Here is a 20,500-nt window from a genome sequence, read left to right on the forward strand (position 1 = left end):
AGATATAGTGCTTGTTGTCTCTGCCACCCCAACATCTATTTAATTTCCCTTGTCGGGTCGGCTTCGAATCTCCTAACTTTGGCCCTGTTGCGACATTCGTAAGACGGACCGTTCGAGATCGGTTGACGACGACTTCGCAGCTGTTCGGTTCAGTAGCGTTCCAGCGTAGCGCGCGAGTCTTCGTCGCAATCACACACTTCGGGTCGGCATGAGGCCGGCGGAGTCGCCTTTTCGGTGTCTTCGCGGGCACGGGGAAACTGCGGCCGGTGTGTTGAGTGCCGACGAGGCGCCTCAGGGCAGTCCATCCGCGTTCTCGACCCGCCGTTCGCCGGAGTTGCAGGGCTCTGAGCGCGTGGCGTCCAAAAAATCACATACGGCGCTCGGCAACACCGCTGCGCGCCGCGCAATTCGGGGGCACTTTCACATGAAGATTACACGGCGTTTCACGAAAGCCGGCCTTTCTCCCTATGCCTCGATCCCGTTCCGGCGTGCGACGTCAGAGATCAAGAACCCCGATGGTTCGATCGTTTTCCGTCTCGAAGGCTTCGATGTTCCCGAACAGTTCAGTCAGGTTGCAGCCGACATCCTGGCGCAGAAATACTTCCGCAAGGCGGGCGTGGCGCAGCGCCTGAAGCGGTGCGAAGAAACGCAGGTTCCGTCGTGGCTGTGGCGCTCCGCCCCGGATGACGCCGCTCTTGCCGAGCTGCCGGAGAACGAGCGTTTCGGCGGCGAGACGGACGCGCGCCAAGTCTTCGACCGTCTCGCCGGCACCTGGACCTACTGGGGCTGGAAGGGCGGCTACTTCTCGTCCGAGGAAGACGCGCAGGCGTTCTTCGACGAGCTGCGCTACATGCTGGCCATGCAGATGGCGGCGCCGAACTCGCCGCAGTGGTTCAACACCGGCCTGCACTGGGCTTATGGCATCGACGGCCCCGGCCAGGGCCACCTTTATGTCGACTATCAGACGGGCGAACTCGTGCAGTCGACGTCGGCTTACGAGCATCCGCAGCCGCACGCCTGCTTCATCCAGTCGGTTGCCGACGACCTCGTCAACGAGGGCGGCATTATGGATCTCTGGGTGCGCGAAGCGCGCCTCTTCAAATACGGCTCTGGCACGGGCTCGAACTTCTCGTCGCTGCGCGGCGCAAATGAGAAGCTGTCGGGCGGCGGCCGTTCGTCGGGCCTGATGAGCTTCCTCAAAATCGGCGACCGGGCGGCGGGCGCCATCAAGTCGGGCGGCACGACGCGGCGCGCGGCGAAGATGGTCGTCGTCGATGTCGACCACCCGGATATCGAGGAATATATCGGCTGGAAGGTCAAAGAAGAGCAGAAAGTGGCGGCGCTCGTCACCGGCTCGAAGATCTGCCAGAAGCGGCTCAAGGCCGTGATGAAGGCTTGCGTCAACTGCGAAGCGGAAGGCGACGCCTGCTTCGAGCCGACGAAGAACCCCAAGCTGAAAATCGCGATCCGCGAAGCCAAGCGTGACGGCGTTCCGCAGAACTACATCCTGCGCGTCGTCCAGTTCGCGCGCCAGGGCTACAAGGACATCGAGTTCGACACCTACGACACCGATTGGGACAGCGAGGCCTATCTCACGGTCGCCGGTCAGAACTCCAACAACTCGGTGCGCGTGACGGATGACTTCCTCAACGCCGTCGTCGAGGACAAAGACTGGAACCTTCGTTCTCGCCTTGGCAACAAGGTAACGAAGACGATCCGCGCCCAGGATCTCTGGGAGCAAATCGGCTTTGCAGCGTGGGCCTCGGCCGATCCCGGCATCCAGTTCCACACGACGATCAACGACTGGCACACCTGCCCGCAGTCGGGGCCGATCCGCGCATCGAACCCGTGCTCGGAATACATGTTCCTCGACGATACGGCGTGCAACTTGGCGTCGCTGAACCTCTTGCGCTTCCGCCGCGAGGACAAGTCGTTCGACATCGAATCGTATGAGCACGGCTGCCGCCTGTGGACGGTTGTGCTCGAAATCTCGGTGCTGATGGCGCAGTTCCCGTCGCGGCAGATCGCGGAGCTTTCGTACCGCTATCGCACGCTGGGCCTTGGCTTCGCGAACATCGGCGGTCTCTTGATGTCGTCGGGCATTCCTTATGACTCCGAGGAAGGCCGCGCGATCTGCGGTGCAATCTCGGCGATCATGACGGGCGTTGCCTATGCGACGAGCGCAGAGATGGCGGAAGAGCTCGGTCCGTTCCCCGGCTACGCGCCGAATGCGCAGGACATGCTGCGCGTGATGCGCAACCATCGCCGCGCCGCTCATGGCGAAGCCGAGTTCTACGAGAAACTTTCGGTTGCTCCCGTGCCGCTCGATCACGGCGCTCTGACGGATGCGCGTCTCGGCGACGCTGCAAAACGCGCCTGGGATCGCGCGATCGAACTCGGCCAGGAGCATGGCTATCGCAATGCTCAAGCGACGGTCGTCGCGCCGACCGGCACGATCGGCCTCGTCATGGACTGCGACACGACCGGCATCGAGCCCGACTTCGCACTCGTGAAGTTCAAGAAGCTCGCGGGCGGTGGTTACTTCAAGATCATCAACCAGTCGGTGCCGGAAGCGCTGCGCGCGCTCGGCTATCGCGAAAGCCAGATCGCCGAGATCGAGGCTTATGCGGTCGGTCACGGTTCGCTGGCCCAAGCGCCCGCCATCAACACGGGCACGCTGAAGGCCAAGGGCTTTACCGACGACGTGCTGGCGAAGGTCGAGAAGGGTCTGGCGACCGCGTTCGACATCAAGTTCGTGTTCAACCGCTGGACGCTCGGCGACGACTTCATGACGGGCAAACTCGGCATTCCAGCCGACAAGCTCAACGATCCGTCGTTCGATATCTTCGCGCACCTCGGGTACTCGAAGAAAGACGTCGAAGCCGCCAACGAGCACGTCTGCGGAGCGATGACACTTGAAGGTGCACCGCACATCAAGGCCGACGACCTGCCGGTGTTTGACTGCGCCAATCCGTGCGGCAAGAAGGGAAAGCGCTTCCTTTCGGTCGAGAGCCACATCCGCATGATGGCGGCGTCACAGCCGTTCATCTCGGGCGCCATCTCGAAGACGATCAACATGCCGAACGATGCGACGGTCGAAGACTGCAAGCAGTCGTACATGCTGTCGTGGAAGCTGGCTCTCAAAGCCAACGCGCTCTATCGCGACGGTTCGAAGCTTTCTCAGCCGCTCAACAGCCAGATCCTCGGCGATGATGCAGACGAGGCAGCGGATGCGGTGGAGGCTCTGATGAGCCAGCCGCTTGCCGCTCGCACGGCGACCGTGACTGAAAAGATCGTCGAGAAGATCGTCGAGCGCGTCGTCTACGTGGAGCGCGAGAAGGCGAAGGGCCGCGACAAGCTGCCGGGCCGCCGCAAGGGCTACACGCAGAAAGCTGCTGTCGGCGGGCATAAAGTGTATCTGCGCACCGGCGAATACGACGACGGCCGCGTCGGCGAAATCTTCATCGACATGCACAAGGAAGGCGCTGCTTTCCGCTCGCTGATGAACAACTTCGCCATCGCGATCTCGCTCGGCCTGCAATACGGCGTGCCGCTGGAAGAATACGTGGAGGCGTTCACCTTCACGCGCTTCGAACCGGCAGGTCTCGTGCAGGGCAACGAGACGATCAAGAACGCGACGTCGATCCTCGACTACATCTTCCGCGAGCTGGCGGTGTCGTACCTCGGCCGTCACGATCTGGCGCACGTCGATCCGCGCGAGATCGTCGGCGAGACGGGGCTGGGCTCCAGCGACGACGATACGGATGAGCAGTTGTCGCTCAACCTGCCGGAGAGCGTGACGAAGATGGTGTCGAAGGGCCTCGTTCGCGGCGCCGACGTGGTTCGCCTCGCGAGCCGCACGACGACGAACGTTTCGGGTCCCAAGGCGTCGTCGCTTGGTGCGGCCGCCGTGCAAAACGCGAGCTACGACGTCAGCGCACGCTACGTTGAATCGACACTGACGCACGGCGCGAATGCACTGTCGGCGGTAAGCGAAGAGATGCAAGCGGCGGTGTCATCGCCGGTTCTGACAAAGTCGGAGCTTTACAAGCAGCGTCTCTCCGAAGCGAAACTCCGCGGCTACGAAGGCGTCGCCTGCACCGAGTGCCAGAACTTCACGATGGTCCGCAACGGCACCTGCCTGAAGTGCGACACGTGCGGCTCAACGAGCGGGTGCAGTTGATGCGCAATCATTAAGTGCAGACGCCGCCGATAATTCGGCGGCGTCTTTAGGGCGTAAAGAATGGTAGATTTTTTCATCTCGCGAGCCGGGGAAGACAAAGTTATTGCGCGCACCGTAGACACGGTTTTGCGTGAAGCCGGTTTTTCGACCTTCCTTCAGGACCGCGATTTCGGATACGCGGATTTTACCGCCAAAATGGATGATGGGTTCGGACTAGTCGAAGCCGGAGCCAGAGTGATCGCATTGGTTTCTGGGAGCTATCTGATAAAGCCTCACTGCATGAAAGAGGCACGTTATCCGCTAACGGACGACCCAGAAAACAAATCCCAAAAGCTGATCGTATTTCGGATCGAGGATGTCTCCCCAATCGGCTTTTTAAAAGCCATCCGCTATGTAGACCTCTATCCATACCTTGATGATCATGTCGCTCTCGCCAGCGCGATAACTTCTGCGGTGGAGTTTGTTCACCCGATAAGACGCTCAGCCCCTTCTCAGCCTTTAATCAGTTACCCATCTGCGGCGGACTCAGACTTCAAAAGCGCTCGAGTGAACAAAGCCCTTTTGCTTCTTGAACTCGAAGATGAAGAGGAAAGCGAAAAGGCACTTAACTATATCTTCTGGGGCGTGCTTGCGATCGCCGGCCTTCTCATAGCTTTTGACGTTGGGATCGATTTTTGGAATTGGACATTTGGGACTGACTACTACGCAATATTCGAAATTCCATTTGTCGTGTTTTTTGCCTTGGGCTTCGGATTTTTGCTTGGCTACACGTTTTTTTCTCAAGTGAAAAAGGTAACTTCCTCTATAAACGCGCTTTCCCTGGCACCCGGCGAGCTTCGCGCGCTTCGCCAGATGGTCAAAGCGCGTGATTGGAAGAGCAAAACATTGATAAACTCAGTGGTAAAGAACGTGACGCGCAATATCGCAACTAAAGCCTAGCTCTGTATTTTGCGATGCGCGTTCGGGGATCCAGCGTGAGGCTCGTCGAAGACGACCGTATTCTTAAAATCGCCATTCCCCAGGAACAAACATCCCACTAAAACCAACCCGCCGAGAGCGTGCGTCCTGATATGCGAGGAAACGGAGCGTGCTCTCGGCGGTGCGTGGATCCGCGAACTGAACCGACCCCCCGATCCAGCGCGCGATCCGGCGTCAAGTCTTCTTGGCTTTCTTCACTTTTTTCGTCTTGTGCGTCTGCGCGACCTTCTGCTTGCCAGCCTGGTGCGCGTGGACCTTTTTCTTGTCCTTTGATTTCAGCGTGACGAGCGTCGCGGTGTGCGAGGCGGATAGCCGTGGCGCTGTCGTTGCAGCCTCGGCGGAAGCGGTGGCGCCAACGCCGAGAGCGAAGGCGCCGAGCAAAATCAATCGTGCAATTTTCATTGTCTTCTATCCCAAGCAGAGACGCAGCCGGTCTCGAGCTGCAACGCGACGCTAGGCGGCGGTTCCCGAAAAGAGAAAGAAGAAGACTTCAAATGCTCGGAAGATTTTCTTCGAACGGCCGCCTCGCTTGGAGGCGCGCGTCGCATTTTTGCGACGGCTTTGTATGTCGTCTCGGCCACATCGAGGCGCGAAAACATTTCGGCGTTCATCGGACGTATACGCCGTATCAATCACAGTGATTCTCAGCGAAAGACCGCTAACGCCTTGTTTGTTGCGTTTTTGATTGTGTCCAGCATGAAGCCGCAATGCGCTTCCACACCTTATCCTCAGTCCTCCCCGTTCCTTTTGCACATTGGGTAAACGCCGCCCAGCAATAGCGAATCAACACGCTTCAGTCGTATCCAAGTGCTTGAGAAATAATGCGGAGTTGAAGATGAAACTCGGTGGGGCGCAGGCGCCATTATCGGTCTATATGCTGGCCGATCACCTCGATGCTGCACTCGCCGCCGGCGAGGACATCATGGTGCGCGGCAGCCAGTGGCGCGAACTCGCCGAGCACACCGGTGAGCCGGCAGACTTCGTGATGCGTCAGCGCAAGATTGCCGACGAGATCCGCGCCCTTGAGCTGATGCTCGTCGCCCGCGTTCTGAAGGCGCGCAGCCATGCCATCGCGCTCTCCGAATACGACGAGCGTTTTCGCACGCTCGGACGGTTATTTGCGTCGGGCACGGCCATTCTGCTCGACGCGGTCGAGGAAAGCGGCGACGCGCGCGAACTCGACTTCGACACGGGCGATGAGATCATCGCCTACGTTCGCAGCCGCGGACTGATCGCCCCCGATGCAGCGGCCATCCGGAAAGCGTCGGACCTGACGATCGACGACAGCTTCCTGGTCGCCGCGCGCATGGCTCTCGGGCCTCTCTTGGATATGGCGGCGGCCTTCCTTGATGCTCTCGACGTCCAATACGATCTCTTCGTCGAAGAGGCGCCGGTTGCGAAGCGGACGCTCCTGCTCGACCTCGACGACGCCGACCGGCTGCCCTTGAACTGACGGCGCGACGTCGCAGACGCCCAGCGCGTTTTGCTGCGCCATTTGGCGACGCGTGCCGAACGGGTAGGCGAACGCTTGACCGAGCGCGACGCCACAGTCGCTCGTCTGAGAACAAGCGAACGCGCCTCAGCTTTGGCCTCAGGCTTCTCAACCGCAGCCGCCGACTTTTCGAAATTCACCGCGATGCTTGCCGGCACAGTTCCGTCAACGGACGCCACACGGGTTGAATCCGTGCGCAGGACGTTGGCCAATGCGGGCTTCATGGTTTTCACCGCCGTCAGCATCTTGCCGGCGACCGGCGCGAAGACCGACGTCGACATGGCATCCAGCGCCATCGCGATCATCATGCCGCCTTGGGCCTGGTCGAGCGATGCGAACGATCCGATGGAACCCGGGACCGGCGCATAACGGCGATTTCTCTTATAGGTCGCGTCGACGATGGACGGCGCAGACATCACGCGGACTTCGAGTTTCGCAACGCCGCTTCCCGCAAAGCCCAGCTTGTGCGCGGTTGCGCGCGATACGTCGAGCTTGCGCTGACGCCAGTACGGTCCGGCGTTGTTGACGCGAACGACGGCGGCATTGCCATTGTCAGGGTTGCGAATGAGCAGGATCGTGCCGTCTGGATAAATCGGGCTGGCGGCGCTATCGGCCTCGTTGGGGCGGAAGGCTTCGCCAGATGACGTCAATCCGCATGGGTTGTAGCAGTCGCGGCGACAGTCATCGTAGTACGAGGCTTGGAGCACCGTGTCCTGGCCGACGATGGCGACCATCTCGGCGATGCTCAGCACGCGGTGACAGGTGTGGTTGAAGCAGTATGTCTTGCCAGGCGTCTTGGCTTCGACAGGGGCGGCGCTGAAGGCCAACACCGCTGCAACGGCTGCCGGCACACTCCAGGCAACCCATGCCGCTGCGCATGCATGCGCACGACGACGAATACTCGATGACATCCCTACTCTCCCGTCTTTCTTCGGCACGGGCCTACGCGCCGTTCTCCTCCGTGCGTTCCATCCGCCTTGGAACAAAACACCAACTGCAGCGCCGGACCATAGAGTTTGCGATGCACCACGACAACCCAAGAATTGCCGTTACAATTCCCGCGCAATCACAAGTTATTTCATGACGTTGCGTGACTGAGTTGGCTCCGTTTCTATGCAGGTGAAACGGTGTGCCGCATGCGCCCCGAAGGCCACGGTTGCTGAGGCGTATATGCATCACGCGGAGTGTAATACGAAGCCGGACGAAATTCTCCGGTTGCGCCGCATAGGGCGTATGCGTCTCATCTCGCGCGGGGGCCGCAAATACGGGGATTTTCGGGGGAAATTTTGCGTCTATTCCTGGGATCTATTGCGCTGGCATTGCTGCCGTTTCTAAGCGGTTGTGTCTGCGATCCGCCGGTCGAGCGACTGACCATCAAAAAGCGCGTGCACGCGAAACGGGTCGCGCTGGCGATACCGGCCAAGCCAAGACCTAGCACAGATGCGACGAAACCATCCGCCACGTCCGTGCTGAGATCAATACGCATCAAGAGGTGCGACTGTCCGCAGGACTTTGATCCGCATGTCTGCGGCGATCGGAGCGCCTACACGTGGTCGCCGGACTGCAACAAACAGTCATCAGGAACCATAAGGCCCAGCGCTCCCGAGCCTGCGCCGGCACCTATCGCAGCGCCCGTCGCGGCGCCTGATAGGCCGACCCCAGCGTCGCTCAAAGGTTCAGCGCAGCCTTGAGCGTTTCAGCCGCCTCGTTCAGGCGCTGAGGATTCGAGCACCGCAGCACGAGGTCGGACACCGGGCGGCCATTGCGCAATTGCGGGTAGCTGCCCATCGCCACGTCGCGATAGCGCTGCTGGTGTGTCGAGAAGATATCCGCGATCTCGCTTTCCGGGCGATCGACGGGAATGGTGATCGACAAAAGCTTGGCGCCGGTTTCCAGCATCGGCGTCACACTTGCGAGCATGGCGCGCATGACGCTCGGCACGCCCGCCATCACGAACACATTGCCGATGCGAAATCCCGGCGCGACCGAAATAGTATTGTCAATCAGCTCGGCGCCTGCGGGCGCTCTCGCCATGCGCAAGCGCGCAGCCGTCACCTCAAGCCCGCGGCCGGTATAATAGTCACGAAGCAGCTTTTCCGCGCGGGCGTCGATGCCGACCGAAACGCCGAACGCCTTGCCGATACTGTCGGCGGTAATGTCGTCGTGCGTCGGACCGATGCCGCCGGTCGTGAACACATAGGTGTAGCGGGAGCGAAGCGCATTGACGGCCGAGACGATCTCATCCTCATCGTCGGCGACGACGCGCACCTGCTGCAAGCGGATGCCGATGTTCGTCAAATGCTCGGCGACGGCGCCGATGTTCTCATCCTTGGTGCGGCCCGACAGAATCTCGTCGCCGATGACCAGGAGGGCTGCTGTAACAATCCGTTCTTCCGTCAAGGCTCGCTCGTCCATCGCTGCTTTCAGCCGCCGTCATAGCACCGCCGAACGCGCGGCGAAAATACTTGCCGGGCGGCGCCGAACGCCGATATGGCCTGATCCATGAAATTTACACACCCCCTCGTGCCCGGCATTCTGATCCAGCGCTACAAGCGCTTTCTCGCGGACGTCACAACCGCTGGCGGCGTCACGGTCACCGCGAGTTGCCCCAATACGGGCTCTATGCTCGGCCTGACGAAGCCCGGCTCGAAGGTCTGGCTTTCGGAAAGCGACAGCCCGACGCGTAAATACCGGCATACCTGGGAAATGATCGAGGCCGACCTTGGGACGGGTCCGCACCTCGTCGGCATCAATACGGGACGACCGAACGCGCTCGTCACCGAAGCCATCGAGACCGGGACGATCGCCGAACTTGCCGGATATCCGATGTTGCGGCGCGAAGTGAAATACGGCCTCAACAGCCGCATCGACGTGCTGCTTTCGGGCGGACGTGATAATCGCGACTGCTATGTCGAGGTGAAGAACGTGCATTTGATGCGCGAGAACGGCCTCGCCGAGTTTCCCGACAGCAAAACAGCGCGCGGTGCCAAACACTTGCGCGAACTTGCAAACATGGTTGGCGAAGGCCACCGCGCCGTGATGGTTTTTCTTGTGCAGCGCAACGATGCTGAGAGTTTCAAGCTCGCGCGTGACATCGACCCCGCATATGCCACCGCTTTTCAGGCTGCTGCGGCATCAGGTGTTGAAATGCTGTGCTATAAATGCCAGCTCAGCCCTACAGAAATCGCAGTTGAGAAACGCATCGAGATTGCGGATCTTTAACGAGAAGGCCGGTCAACGGCTGAAACACACAAGAGAGAGGCAACGTACTCTCCAGCAGACGGCGTTTAGGGCGCCGGTCAAGGAAACGAAACCCAAGGTGACGATCGATGTATTCACGTCGCGATTTTTCGAGGCTGGGGCTTGCCCTGGCCGGTGGCGTCGCAGCACTTAAATCGGCAACCGGCTTGGCGGCGGAAGGTTCGGCCGAGACATTCCAAGTTACGAAGTCGGACGCGGAGTGGCGCAAAGAGCTGACGCCGGAGCAGTACAACGTGCTGCGCAAGCAGGGCACCGAACGGGCTGGCACGTCGCCGCTCGATGCAAACGACGCGCCGGGCACCTACCTTTGCGCCGGATGCCAGCTTGCATTGTTCTCATCGGAAACGAAGTATCATAGCGGCACCGGCTGGCCGAGCTTCTGGAAGCCGCTTGATGGTGCGGTCGAGACGTCTACCGACAATAGCTACTTCATGACCCGCACGGAAGTTCATTGCCACCGCTGCGGCGGACATCTTGGTCATGTGTTCGAAGACGGACCGAAGCCGACAGGCCTGCGCTACTGCATGAACGGCGTGGCTTTGAAGTTCGTGCCCAAGGTCGCCTAGTCAGCAAGCAAATCGTCAAGCACTTTGGGCGAGAGCGTTGCTCTTGCCCGAAGCCAGAAATTCCGTCGCCTCGGCGGCTGGCATCGGCATTCCCAACAGATAACCCTGCCCGAACCCGACATGAAGCGCACGCAGCCTTTGAAGCTGCTCGTCCGTCTCGATCCCTTCAGCGACAACCGTACAGTTCAAGTTGCGCGCAAGCTGCGTGATTGAGCGCACAATGAGATCGCTTTCCCGCGAACGCCCCAGCTGACTGACGAACAGCCGGTCGATCTTGATGCGATCGAGCGGGAAGCTGACAAGATAGCTCAACGACGAATAGCCGGTCCCGAAATCGTCAAGTGCGATTGAGACGCCGAGTTGTTTCAGCCGTTTGAGCTGATCGAGTGTCACCGGATCGTTTTGCAGCAAACTCGTCTCGGTGATCTCTATTTCGAGCCGATTGGCCGGAAGCCCCGATGACTTGAGCGCGCGCTCGACGCGTTGCGCGACGTCGTCGGAGGCGATCTGCAACGGCGATAGATTGATGCCGACGACGACATCGGATGGCCACTTCGCGGCCTGGGCGCATGCAGCCTCGATCACCCATCCGCCGATATCGTTCGCCATTCCGATTTCATCTGCGATACTTAAGAATTGGGCAGGCGGCAGCAGACCACGCAGCGGGTGCCGCCAACGAATGAGACACTCGAAACCGGCAATTTCATTCTTGGTCAGGCCGTGGATCGGCTGGAAAAAGAGTTCCAGTTCGTTCTTGGCAAGCGCGCTCCGCAGCCCTTGCTCAACAGCCTGACGCTCTTCCACCGAGCGCAGCATGTCGGGCTCGAAAACGCAGTACGCGTTGCGGCCCGCAGACTTGCTCGCGTACATCGCAAGATCGGCCTGAGTCAGCAGTTGATCGCCGGTAGAGTCGCTTTCGAAAGCGATGGCGACGCCTACGCTCGCGCCAATTTGCACGCGCTGACCTTCAAGAAAGAACGGATCGCATAAAGCAGAGACGAGACGCACAGCCAGGGCCTGAGCCGTAGCGCGGCCGCAGATCTCCTGAGCGACGACAGCGAACTCGTCGCCGCCGAGGCGTGCTACCAGATCGCCGTCGCGGACGACCTTCGCGATCCGCGACGCCGCCATTCGCAGCACCGCATCGCCCGCTGCGTGGCCGAAGGCATCGTTGACGCCTTTGAAGCGATCGAGGTCAATATAGAACACGCCGTATTCCGGTGACTGGTCGCGATCGGCGGCCAGCGTGTTGAGGCGGGCCATGAAAGCGCGGCGGTTGGCGACACCCGTCAGGCCGTCGGTCATCGCGGCACGTTCAGTCTCTTCGCGCGCCGACACCAGGGCGGCAAAGGAGTCCTTCAGTTTTTCGACGGCCTCCAGGCGCTCGGCGAAAATCCGGGCGTTCGACGCAATGAGGCCGACGAGGAACATGAAATAGCTGAGCGCCAGTGCGGCGAGAATGAGATGGTTGTCGAGCGTGATGAACACGCACTTCACCGCCAACGGGATCAGGATCGTCGCCGCATAGAGGATCGCGGCGGCAGGAATGGGAGAGAGCAAGACGCTGCCACTCGCGGCCATGCCGACTACAAGCGCAACAATGATGACCTCGCTGTTGGCAACCGTCCCGGTCCATAGCGTTCCGAGCAGACTCCAGGGCAGGGCCAGCAGGACACTAAACAGCAAGGCGTTTCGTGCCGGGCGGCGCGAGGTATTTCTGCCGTTGGCAGACGTCCGGTGATTAGCACGGTTACGCAGTGACCGAATGCCGACAAAACTGCAAATCGCTAATGCAAAGAGCGTCCAGAGCAGGAGCGCCGGCCATCGAATCAGGCCGCTGAATGCGATGGTGGCCAGCAGGACGTTGATCGCGTAACCAGCCATCGCCGCTGGCGTTGCCCGGGCGATACTCGCAAGTTGCTCCTTGTGGACGGATGACCACTTCCACCCGCCTTCATCATGCAGAAATTTCACTTCCAGGCCTCAGTGCGCATTGAGACGGCGGCCACACTAGGCCGGAGCCCTTAACGATCCTGCTGCGCCAGGACAGATAATTCGTTAAGTTGCTCCCGCACTCGCAAAAAAAATCGCGCTTTCCGAGTGTTGCGCTGCGTCACTCGCCGCAAGCACCATATAATAATTGAGAGCATAAGCGGCGCCGAGCGAATTTTCGTTATGGCTCCGCGACCCGGAAGCCTTTGCGGCATGTTTCGGCCATGCCGGTGGCCCATGCCTACCCCGGCCATGTGATGCAGAAGCACCACATGAAGGGCAACGGATTCCGCAGGGCGGTACGTTTTCTTCTCCGGGTGTATGGGACAGAGCTTCCGCCTGCCAATCGTTCAGCCCGGCATGCGAAGTTCTTACGAGAGCAAAGAGACTATGGCGTTACTCCGGTGGGTTTCTACGGTCGTCGTTATCGGTGCGATAGCGGGCGGCGTCTATTATACGATGCACGGAGGCAGCGGAGCGCCGGAGGACGGCGCCAAAGGCCGGAATGCGCGCGGCGGCTTCGGCGGCCCGGTTGCCGTTCTTGCTAAGGACGCCGCGAAGGCTGACGTGCCGGTCTATCTCGAAGGCGTCGGCTCCGTCAAAGCTCTGAACACCGCGACCATCCGGGCGCAGGTCGATGGGCGCATTTTGAGCGTCAACTTCAAGGAAGGCCAGGACGTCAAGAAGGGCGATCTGCTCGCCAAGATTGACCCGGCGACCTACCAGGCGCAACTCGATCAGGCCGTAGCAAAGAAAGCGCTCGACGAAGCCCTGCTCGCAAATACGAAGCGCGACCTCGACCGCTACCAGAAGGTCGGCACGCTCGCCATTTCCCAGCAGCAGATTGACACCCAAGTCGCGCTGATCAAGCAACAGGAAGCGCAGATCAAATCTGACGTCGCGGCTATCGAGAATGCGCAGGCGATCCTCGGCTATACGACGATCGTGGCGCCGTTCGACGGCCGTACCGGCATCCGCCTCGTCGATGAAGGCAACCTGGTGCATGCCAATGACACAACCGGCATCGTCGTCATTACCCAGGTGCAGCCGATCACGGCGACTTTCACATTGCCGCAGCAGGAGTTGCCCACTCTGATCAAAGCCATCGAGACCGGTCCGTTGGTCGCGACGGCGCTGTCGACGGACGGCCAGACGGAACTCGAAACCGGCTCGCTGAAGGTCATCGACAATCAGGTCGACCAGCAAACCGGCACGATCAAGCTCAAGGCCGAATTCCCGAACGAGAAGCGTCAGCTTTGGCCGGGCCAGTTTGTCAACGTGCGGTTGCTGGTCGATACCGTCAAAGACGCGACGGTCGTGGCGACGGAAGCCGTGCAGCGCGGACCGGATGGAACCTATGTGTTCGTCATCGGCCCCGACAACACCGCCGCTATGCGGGCGGTCAAGGTTTCGCGCCAGGACGACAAGTTCGCTGTCATCGCCGAGGGCCTCAAGCCGGGCGACAAGGTCGTGACGAGCGGCTTCAGCCGTCTGAAGGACGGATCGACTGTCTCTATTAATGACGGCACGTCCGCGCCTGCCGCCGACAAACCGCGCCACAAGAAGTCGCCGGACGGCAAAAAGTCGACCTCGGCGGATCAGAACGCGCAGGCCGCGCAGTTGCCGACGGAAGCCGCGCTCGTTACCGGCTCGACAGCTGGCGACGAACCGCGCCACGGCAAACATCGCCGCCACCACGACCAGGATAACGGCGCATCGCCATGAGCGTTTCGCACCTTTTCATCGTCCGTCCGATCGCGACGTCACTGCTTGCAGTAGCGACGATCCTCGGCGGCATTCTCGGCTACTTCGCGCTGCCGATCTCGTCGTTGCCACAGGTCGATTTCCCGACCGTCGAGGTGACGACCGAGCTTCCGGGCGCCAGCCCCGAGACGATGTCGACGCTCGTTACGGCGTCGCTCGAACGCCAGTTCGGACAGATCCAATCGCTCGCCGCGATGTCTTCGACGAGCTCGTTCGGGTTGAGCCGCATCACGCTGCAGTTCAACCTCGACCGCGATATCGACGCCGCGGCTCAGGACGTGCAGGCAGCGATCAATGCCGCTGGATCGACGCTACCGAAGAACCTCCCCTACCCGCCGACCTATTCGAAGGTCAATCCGGCCGACACGCCGATCGTCACCTTAGCGCTGACGTCCGATACGCAATCGCTCAGGTCGCTGTCTGACCTTGCCGATACGCTTTTGGCGCAACGCTTGGCGTCGGTCTCGGGTGTCGGCCACGTATCGATCGAAGGCGGCATCAAGCCTGCGGTGCGCGTCGAAGCCGACGTCTCGCGGCTGGCGAGTTACGGCCTCAGCATGGCCGATCTCAGCGCCGCGATTGCGAGCGCCAACGTCTCGGGGCCGAAAGGTTCGATCGACGGCGTGAAGCAATCCTACACGATTGCCGCCAACGACCAGATCGACCAGGCGCATATCTATGAAGACGTCATCATCGCCTATCGGAACGACGCGCCGGTCCGCATCAAGGACGTCGCAAAGGTTACGGAAGGGCTGGAGAATACACGCGTTGGCGGCTGGTATAACGGCAAGCCTGCGGTCATCGTCGACGTTCAGAGGCAGCCTGGCGCCAACGTCATCGATACGGTCAACCGCATCAAGGACGAACTGCCCCGCTTCGAGCGTTCGATGCCGGCCGGCGTCAATCTGCAGATCGTCAGCGACCGTACCGGCACGATCGAGGCTTCCGTCCGCGACGTGCAGTTCACACTCGTCCTGAGCGTCGGCCTCGTCGTCATGGTCGTGCTTTTGTTCCTGCGCTCGCTGCGCGCGACGATCATTGCAGGCGTGGCGCTGCCGGTTTCTCTGATCGCCACGTTCGGCGTGATGTATTTCTGCGGCTTCAGTCTCGATAACCTGTCGCTGATGGCATTGACGATCGGCACCGGCTTCGTCGTCGACGACGCCATCGTCATGATCGAGAACGTCGTGCGCCACATCGAGAAGGGCGAAAAGCCGATGAAGGCGGCGCTCGATGGTGCGCGCGAAATCGGCTTCACAGTGATCTCGCTGACGCTGTCGCTGATCGCCGTCTTCATCCCCCTGCTCTTCATGACGGGTCTCGTCGGGCGCATGTTCCGCGAGTTCGCGATGACGCTGACAATTGCCGTCGTCGTCTCCGCGATCGTGTCGTTGACGCTGACGCCGATGATGTGTTCGAAGCTTCTGCGCGGCGGCCATGATGAGAAGTCGGGCATCATCGGCCGCTTCATCGAGCGCGTGATCGCCGGTTACGACCGCTCGCTGGAATTCGTGTTCCGGCATCAGGGCGCGACGCTTATCGTGGCACTGATGACCGTGGTCCTGACCATCTGGCTCTATGTCATCATGCCGAAGGGCTTCCTGCCCGACCAGGATACCGGAGCCATCACCGCCGTCGTCGAGGGCAGCCCGCAGATCTCGTTCACCGAAATGACGAAGCTGCAGAAGGACGTCGCAGCCATCGTCGCAACGGATAGAGACGTTGCGGGCGTTGCTTCCATCGTCGGCATCGGACAGCTCAACGCGACACAGAATGCGGGCAGCCTTAAGATCATGCTGAAGCCGCGCGACGAACGCGAGTCCAACGTCGTCGAGGTGATCCAGCGCCTGAAGCGCGAGGTCAAGACCGCGCCGGGCACGATGGTCTATTTCCAGCCGGTCCAAGACGTGCAGATTTCAACGCAGTCGAGCCGCGCGCGCTATCAGTATACGCTCGCCAGCACCGACAGCGACGAGGTCACCGAGTGGTCGAAGAAGATGGCCGACGCGCTCAGGGCGTCGCCGTTCCTGCGCAACGTCGCGACGGAAGAAGTCGATGGCGGGCTGATCGCGCGGATCGACGTCGACCGTGTCGTCGCCGGACGTCTCGGCGTCACAATGCAGGCCATCAACGATGCGCTAAGCAATGCCTTCGGCCAACGGCAGGTTTCGACGATCTACGAACAGGCGAACCAGTATCGCGTCGTGCTGGAAGCCGCTGAGCAATATCGCAGCGACCCGTCACGCCTCAACCGGCTTTACGTTGCATCGACGACGGCCGGAACGCCCGTGCTGCTGACGGCCGTGGCGAAAATCAAGTACGAGACGGCGCCGCTTGCGATCAGCCACCAGGATCAGTTCCCGGCCATCACGATCAGCTTCAACTTGGCGCCGAATGCGTCGTTGAGCGATGCGCTCGCGGCCATCGACACGGCGAAGAAGGAAATTGACCTTCCCGCGACGGTATCGGGCACGTTCTATGGCGACGCGGCAGAGTTTTCCAAGTCGCTGCAGAACCAGCCGTGGCTCATCCTGGCGGCCATCGTCACGATCTATATCGTGCTCGGCGTGCTCTATGAGAGTCTCATTCATCCGTTCACGATTTTGACGACGCTGCCGTCGGCGGGCATCGGTGCGGCGCTGGCACTGGAACTGACGGGCAACGACCTGTCGTTCGTGGCGCTGATCGGCATCATCCTGCTCATGGGCATCGTGAAGAAAAACGCGATCATGATGATCGACTTCGCGCTGGAAGCGGAGCGCGAGCGTGGGCTGTCGCCGCGAGACTCGATCAAGGAAGCGGCACTTCTGCGCTTCCGGCCGATCATGATGACGACGCTCGCGGCACTGTTCGGCGCGTTGCCGCTGGCTCTCGAAAGCGGAACGGGCTCTGAGCTGCGCAACCCGCTCGGCATCACCATCGTCGGCGGCCTGCTGCTCAGCCAGCTGCTGACGCTTTACACCACGCCAGTTATCTATTTGGCGATGGAACGGCTGCGCGCCAGGCTCGGCGGCCGCGCGCTCGACGCCAATGGCGAACCGGTTACCGCTGCGCCGGAGCAATCACGGGCGATCACTGCGGGCAACCGCGAGGCTGCGGAGTAGGCGCATGAACGTCTCACGCATCTTCATCGAACGACCGATCGGCACGGCGCTTCTCGCCATCGGGCTCTTTCTGGTGGGCGCGGTCGCATACTTCATGCTGCCGGTCGCCAGCATGCCGTCGATCGAAATTCCAACGATCCGCATCATGGCGTCGCGACCGGGTGCCGACCCAGCGACGATGGCAGCAAGCGTCGCGTCGCCGCTCGAACGCCGACTCGGCGAGATCGCGGGCGTGACGGAAATGACGTCGACCAGCTCGCTCGGCTCGGCGTCGATTGCGATGCAGTTCGATCTCAGCCGAAATATCGACGGCGCAGCGCGCGACGTTCAAGCCGCCCTCAACAGTGCAACGGCCGATCTTCCCGGCGATCTTCCGCAGGTGCCGACGTACCGCAAATATAATCCATCGGCGGCACCCGTTCTCATTCTGGCGCTGACATCGAAGACGATGACGACCAGCGACATCTACGACACCGCGGATACGATCCTCGGGCAACGTATTTCGCAGGTAGAAGGCGTGGCAGACGTGACCGTCAGCGGGGCTGACCAGCCGGCGACGCGCATTCAGGTCGATCCAACGCTTGTAGCGTCGATGGGCGTCAGCTTCGACGATGTCAAAAACGCGGTCGAGGCGGCGAACGATCTGTCGTCGATCGGTTCCATCGACGGACCGAACCAGACCATCGTGCTGCAGTCCAATTCGCAGATGACGGACCCCGAGGACTACAAGGACATCGTCATCAAGAACATGCCGAACGGCGATGTGGTCAAGGTCGGGGACGTTGCGAAAGTCATCAACGCCACGCGTAACACCCGCTCGCTGGCGCGCTATGGATTGCAGCCCGCCGTCCTGCTCATCGTCACTAAGACGGCCGATGCCAACGTCATCGACACCGTCGATCGCGTGAAGGCGATCCTGCCGCAGCTCAAGGAATGGATTCCGGCGGGCGTCGACATTTCCATTTTGTCCGACCGCACGACGACGATCCGCGCTTCGGTGCACGACATGCAGTTCACGCTGGGTCTCACGATCCTGCTCGTCATGTCGGTTGTGTTCGTCTTTCTGCGGCGCACGACGCCGACCATCGCCGCGGGCATCACGGTGCCGCTCTCGCTTGCCGGAACGTGCGCGGCCATGTGGGCGGCAGGCTATTCCATAAATAACCTGACGCTGATGGCCCTCGCCGTTGCTGTTGGCTTCGTGGTCGACGACGCAATCGTGATGATCGAAAACGTCTACCGCAACATGGAAAAGGGCATGAAGCCTATTCCTGCGGCGCTAGAAGGCTCGCGCCAGATCGGCTTCACCGTCATATCGATTTCCGTCTCGCTCGTCGCAGCATTCATTCCAGTGCTGTTCATGACCGGCATTGCCGGCCGGCTGCTGCACGAGTTCGCCATGACGCTGACTTTCGCCATCGTCATTTCCGCGATCGTCTCGCTGACCGTCACGCCGATGATTTGCGCACACTTCATCAAGGAAGGCGCTGAAGAACATCGCAACCTCGCCGACCGCATCTTCGAAGGTGTGCTGAGCATGGTTGTGCGCGCCTATGCGTTCACTCTCAGGATCGCGCTGCGTAATCAGCTTGTCATGCTGAGCGTCTTCGTCGCAACGATCTTCCTGACTGTGCATTTTTACAGCGTACTGCCGAAGGGCTTTCTGCCCGAGGACGACACGGGCCTGATCATCGCGGCGACCGAAGCCAACGCGGATATCTCGTTCGCCGAAATGAAAAAACTTCAGGACCGGGCGCTGAAGGTCATCCTCGCCGATCCCGCCGTCGACAACATCGGTTCGTCGATGGGCGCCGGCGGCTTCAACCCGACGCAGAACCAGGGCCGGATGTTCATCAGCCTCAAGCCGCTGAGCGAGCGCGGCAACGTTCCAACGGCGGAAGTCATCGACCGGCTGAGGAAGCCGCTCGGCAAGATCGTCGGGCTCGCGACGCGGTTGATGTCGTCACGCGACGTTCGCGTAGGCGCGCGATCGGGCAAAGCCGACTATCAATATACATTATGGTCGCTCAACGCCGACGATCTTTATGCCTGGGTGCCAAAAGCCCTCACCGCGGTTCGCGCCATCCCGGGCGTCGTCGATGTCAGCTCAGATCGCGAGTCGGGCGGCCTTCAGCTCAACGTCAACATCAACCGCGATGTCGCTTCACGCCTCAACGTGGCGATCGCCGATATCGACACCGCGCTATCCAACGCCTTTTCGCAGACGCAGTTCTCGACGATCTACACCGATCGCAATCAATATAAAGTCGTCATCGAGGTGGACCCCAATCTCCAGGGCCAGCCGAAAGATCTGTCGCGCATCTATGTACCGACGATTGATGGAAGGCGGCAGGTTCCGCTGTCGAGCGTCGTGACATTGACTGAAGGCATCGCGCCGCTCGTCGTCAATCACCAGGGACCGTTCCCGGCGGTCACCATCAACTACAGCTTGAAGCCGGGTGTCAGCGTAGACACGAGCCTGCAGGCGATCGATCAGGCGCTGCAGAAACTGCATATGCCGGAAAGCATCCGGGCCGAGCCCGCTGGTGATGCCAAGGCGTTTCAGGAGCAAGCACGCGCCCAGACGCTGCTGATCGTTGCCGCTCTGCTCTCGATCTACATCGTGCTTGGCGTTCTTTATGAAAGTCTCGCGCATCCGCTGACGATCATATCGACGTTGCCGTCTGCGGGCCTCGGCGCGCTGCTGGCACTCGAACTTGCCCATATGGATCTGTCGCTGATCGCGCTCATCGGCGTCATTCTGCTGATCGGCATCGTGAAGAAGAACGGCATCATGCTGGTCGATTTCGCAATCCATGCCGAGCGCGAGCTTGGGCTTTCCCCGCATGACGCCATCTATGACGCATGCCTGCAGCGCTTCCGGCCCATCCTGATGACGACGCTCGCGGCACTCCTGGGTGCTGTTCCGCTTGCCGTCGCCATCGGCCCCGGCTCCGAACTGCGCCGGCCGCTCGGCATCACCATTATCGGCGGACTGGTCGTGTCGCAGATCCTGACGCTCTATACGACGCCGGTGATTTACCTGATGCTGGAGCGGGGTAAGGCTTGGTTCGCGCGGCGACGAAAATCGCGCTCGACGCGAATGGTCCCGCAAGACGCACCTAGGCCGTGAACTGTCTTGTTGTTTCGCATCTACCCC

General features: G+C 60.8%; 12 protein-coding genes and 1 pseudogene. 9 read left to right on the forward strand and 4 right to left on the reverse strand.

Annotated elements, in window-relative coordinates; genetic code table 11:
• The first annotated feature begins 424 nt into the window (after nucleotides 1-424).
• On the forward strand, nucleotides 425-4,183 hold the full coding sequence (locus RLW41_RS01180) for a vitamin B12-dependent ribonucleotide reductase (protein ID WP_414463160.1): 3,759 nt from the start codon (nucleotides 425-427) through the stop codon (nucleotides 4,181-4,183).
• A 60-nt stretch (nucleotides 4,184-4,243) separates the two neighbouring features.
• Complete coding sequence (locus RLW41_RS01185) at nucleotides 4,244-5,122, forward strand: toll/interleukin-1 receptor domain-containing protein (protein ID WP_414463161.1); 879 nt, start codon at nucleotides 4,244-4,246, stop codon at nucleotides 5,120-5,122.
• Nucleotides 5,123-5,335: 213 nt separating this feature from the next.
• Here RLW41_RS01185 and RLW41_RS01190 read toward each other — a convergent pair whose 3' ends face one another.
• On the reverse strand, nucleotides 5,336-5,563 hold the full coding sequence (locus RLW41_RS01190; protein ID WP_414463162.1) for a hypothetical protein: 228 nt from the start codon (nucleotides 5,561-5,563) through the stop codon (nucleotides 5,336-5,338).
• Nucleotides 5,564-5,996: 433 nt separating this feature from the next.
• On the opposite strand from RLW41_RS01190, the gene RLW41_RS01195 reads away from it, so the two are divergent.
• Together RLW41_RS01195 and RLW41_RS01200 are read left to right on the forward strand one after the other, a co-directional pair.
• Entirely contained in the window at nucleotides 5,997-6,614 is a 618-nt protein-coding gene (locus RLW41_RS01195) for a hypothetical protein (protein ID WP_414463163.1), read from the forward strand.
• A 75-nt stretch (nucleotides 6,615-6,689) separates the two neighbouring features.
• A complete protein-coding gene (locus RLW41_RS01200) occupies nucleotides 6,690-7,022 on the forward strand; it encodes a hypothetical protein (protein ID WP_024276122.1) in 333 nt (110 codons plus the stop codon).
• A 68-nt stretch (nucleotides 7,023-7,090) separates the two neighbouring features.
• Here RLW41_RS01200 and RLW41_RS01205 read toward each other — a convergent pair.
• Both RLW41_RS01205 and RLW41_RS01210 read right to left on the reverse strand, forming a co-directional pair.
• Nucleotides 7,091-7,564: pseudogene (locus RLW41_RS01205) on the reverse strand (septal ring lytic transglycosylase RlpA family protein); the annotation flags it as partial.
• A 757-nt stretch (nucleotides 7,565-8,321) separates the two neighbouring features.
• Nucleotides 8,322-9,068 (reverse strand): competence/damage-inducible protein A, encoded by a 747-nt coding sequence (locus RLW41_RS01210; protein ID WP_409560519.1) that lies wholly within the window; start codon nucleotides 9,066-9,068, stop codon nucleotides 8,322-8,324.
• 87 nt (nucleotides 9,069-9,155) lie between these two features.
• Here RLW41_RS01210 and sfsA point away from each other — a divergent pair, with 87 nt between their 5' ends.
• The gene (gene sfsA, locus RLW41_RS01215; RefSeq protein ID WP_414463164.1) at nucleotides 9,156-9,875 is read left to right on the forward strand and encodes a DNA/RNA nuclease SfsA; all 720 of its coding nucleotides are present in this window, start codon (nucleotides 9,156-9,158) and stop codon (nucleotides 9,873-9,875) included.
• Between the two features lie 107 nt (nucleotides 9,876-9,982).
• Complete coding sequence (msrB, locus tag RLW41_RS01220) at nucleotides 9,983-10,480, forward strand: peptide-methionine (R)-S-oxide reductase MsrB (RefSeq protein WP_013948411.1); 498 nt, start codon at nucleotides 9,983-9,985, stop codon at nucleotides 10,478-10,480.
• 15 nt (nucleotides 10,481-10,495) lie between these two features.
• Here msrB and RLW41_RS01225 read toward each other — a convergent pair whose 3' ends face one another.
• Entirely contained in the window at nucleotides 10,496-12,454 is a 1,959-nt protein-coding gene (locus RLW41_RS01225; RefSeq protein ID WP_409560522.1) for a putative bifunctional diguanylate cyclase/phosphodiesterase, read from the reverse strand.
• A gap of 408 nt (nucleotides 12,455-12,862) precedes the next feature.
• Between RLW41_RS01225 and RLW41_RS01230 the strand changes: the two genes are divergently transcribed.
• From RLW41_RS01230 to RLW41_RS01240, 3 genes are read left to right on the forward strand one after another with little or no spacing between them, the layout of a single operon-like run.
• Complete coding sequence (locus tag RLW41_RS01230) at nucleotides 12,863-14,197, forward strand: efflux RND transporter periplasmic adaptor subunit (RefSeq protein ID WP_409560523.1); 1,335 nt, start codon at nucleotides 12,863-12,865, stop codon at nucleotides 14,195-14,197.
• Nucleotides 14,194-17,340, forward strand: a complete 3,147-nt coding sequence (locus RLW41_RS01235) for an efflux RND transporter permease subunit (RefSeq protein WP_414463165.1) — start codon at nucleotides 14,194-14,196, stop codon at nucleotides 17,338-17,340. The genes RLW41_RS01230 and RLW41_RS01235 overlap by 4 nt, the downstream gene beginning before the upstream one ends.
• Nucleotides 17,341-17,344: 4 nt before the next feature.
• On the forward strand, nucleotides 17,345-20,473 hold the full coding sequence (locus tag RLW41_RS01240; protein WP_414463166.1) for an efflux RND transporter permease subunit: 3,129 nt from the start codon (nucleotides 17,345-17,347) through the stop codon (nucleotides 20,471-20,473).
• The last annotated feature ends 27 nt before the right edge of the window (nucleotides 20,474-20,500 follow it).

The organism is Hyphomicrobium sp. DY-1 (assembly GCF_047497105.1).
Taxonomy (GTDB): Bacteria; Pseudomonadota; Alphaproteobacteria; order Rhizobiales; family Hyphomicrobiaceae; genus Hyphomicrobium_B.

Bases quoted from the DNA above. Each gene is read 5' to 3' on its own strand.
- RLW41_RS01180 (WP_414463160.1), top strand. From the start codon at position 425: ATGAAGATTACACGGCGTTTCACGAAAGCCGGCCTTTCTCCCTATGCC.
- RLW41_RS01185 (WP_414463161.1), top strand. From the start codon at position 4,244: ATGGTAGATTTTTTCATCTCGCGAGCCGGGGAAGACAAAGTTATTGCG.
- RLW41_RS01190 (WP_414463162.1), bottom strand. From the start codon at position 5,563: ATGAAAATTGCACGATTGATTTTGCTCGGCGCCTTCGCTCTCGGCGTT.
- RLW41_RS01195 (WP_414463163.1), top strand. From the start codon at position 5,997: ATGAAACTCGGTGGGGCGCAGGCGCCATTATCGGTCTATATGCTGGCC.
- RLW41_RS01210 (WP_409560519.1), bottom strand. From the start codon at position 9,068: ATGGACGAGCGAGCCTTGACGGAAGAACGGATTGTTACAGCAGCCCTC.
- sfsA (WP_414463164.1), top strand. From the start codon at position 9,156: ATGAAATTTACACACCCCCTCGTGCCCGGCATTCTGATCCAGCGCTAC.
- msrB (WP_013948411.1), top strand. From the start codon at position 9,983: ATGTATTCACGTCGCGATTTTTCGAGGCTGGGGCTTGCCCTGGCCGGT.
- RLW41_RS01230 (WP_409560523.1), top strand. From the start codon at position 12,863: ATGGCGTTACTCCGGTGGGTTTCTACGGTCGTCGTTATCGGTGCGATA.
- RLW41_RS01235 (WP_414463165.1), top strand. From the start codon at position 14,194: ATGAGCGTTTCGCACCTTTTCATCGTCCGTCCGATCGCGACGTCACTG.
- RLW41_RS01240 (WP_414463166.1), top strand. From the start codon at position 17,345: ATGAACGTCTCACGCATCTTCATCGAACGACCGATCGGCACGGCGCTT.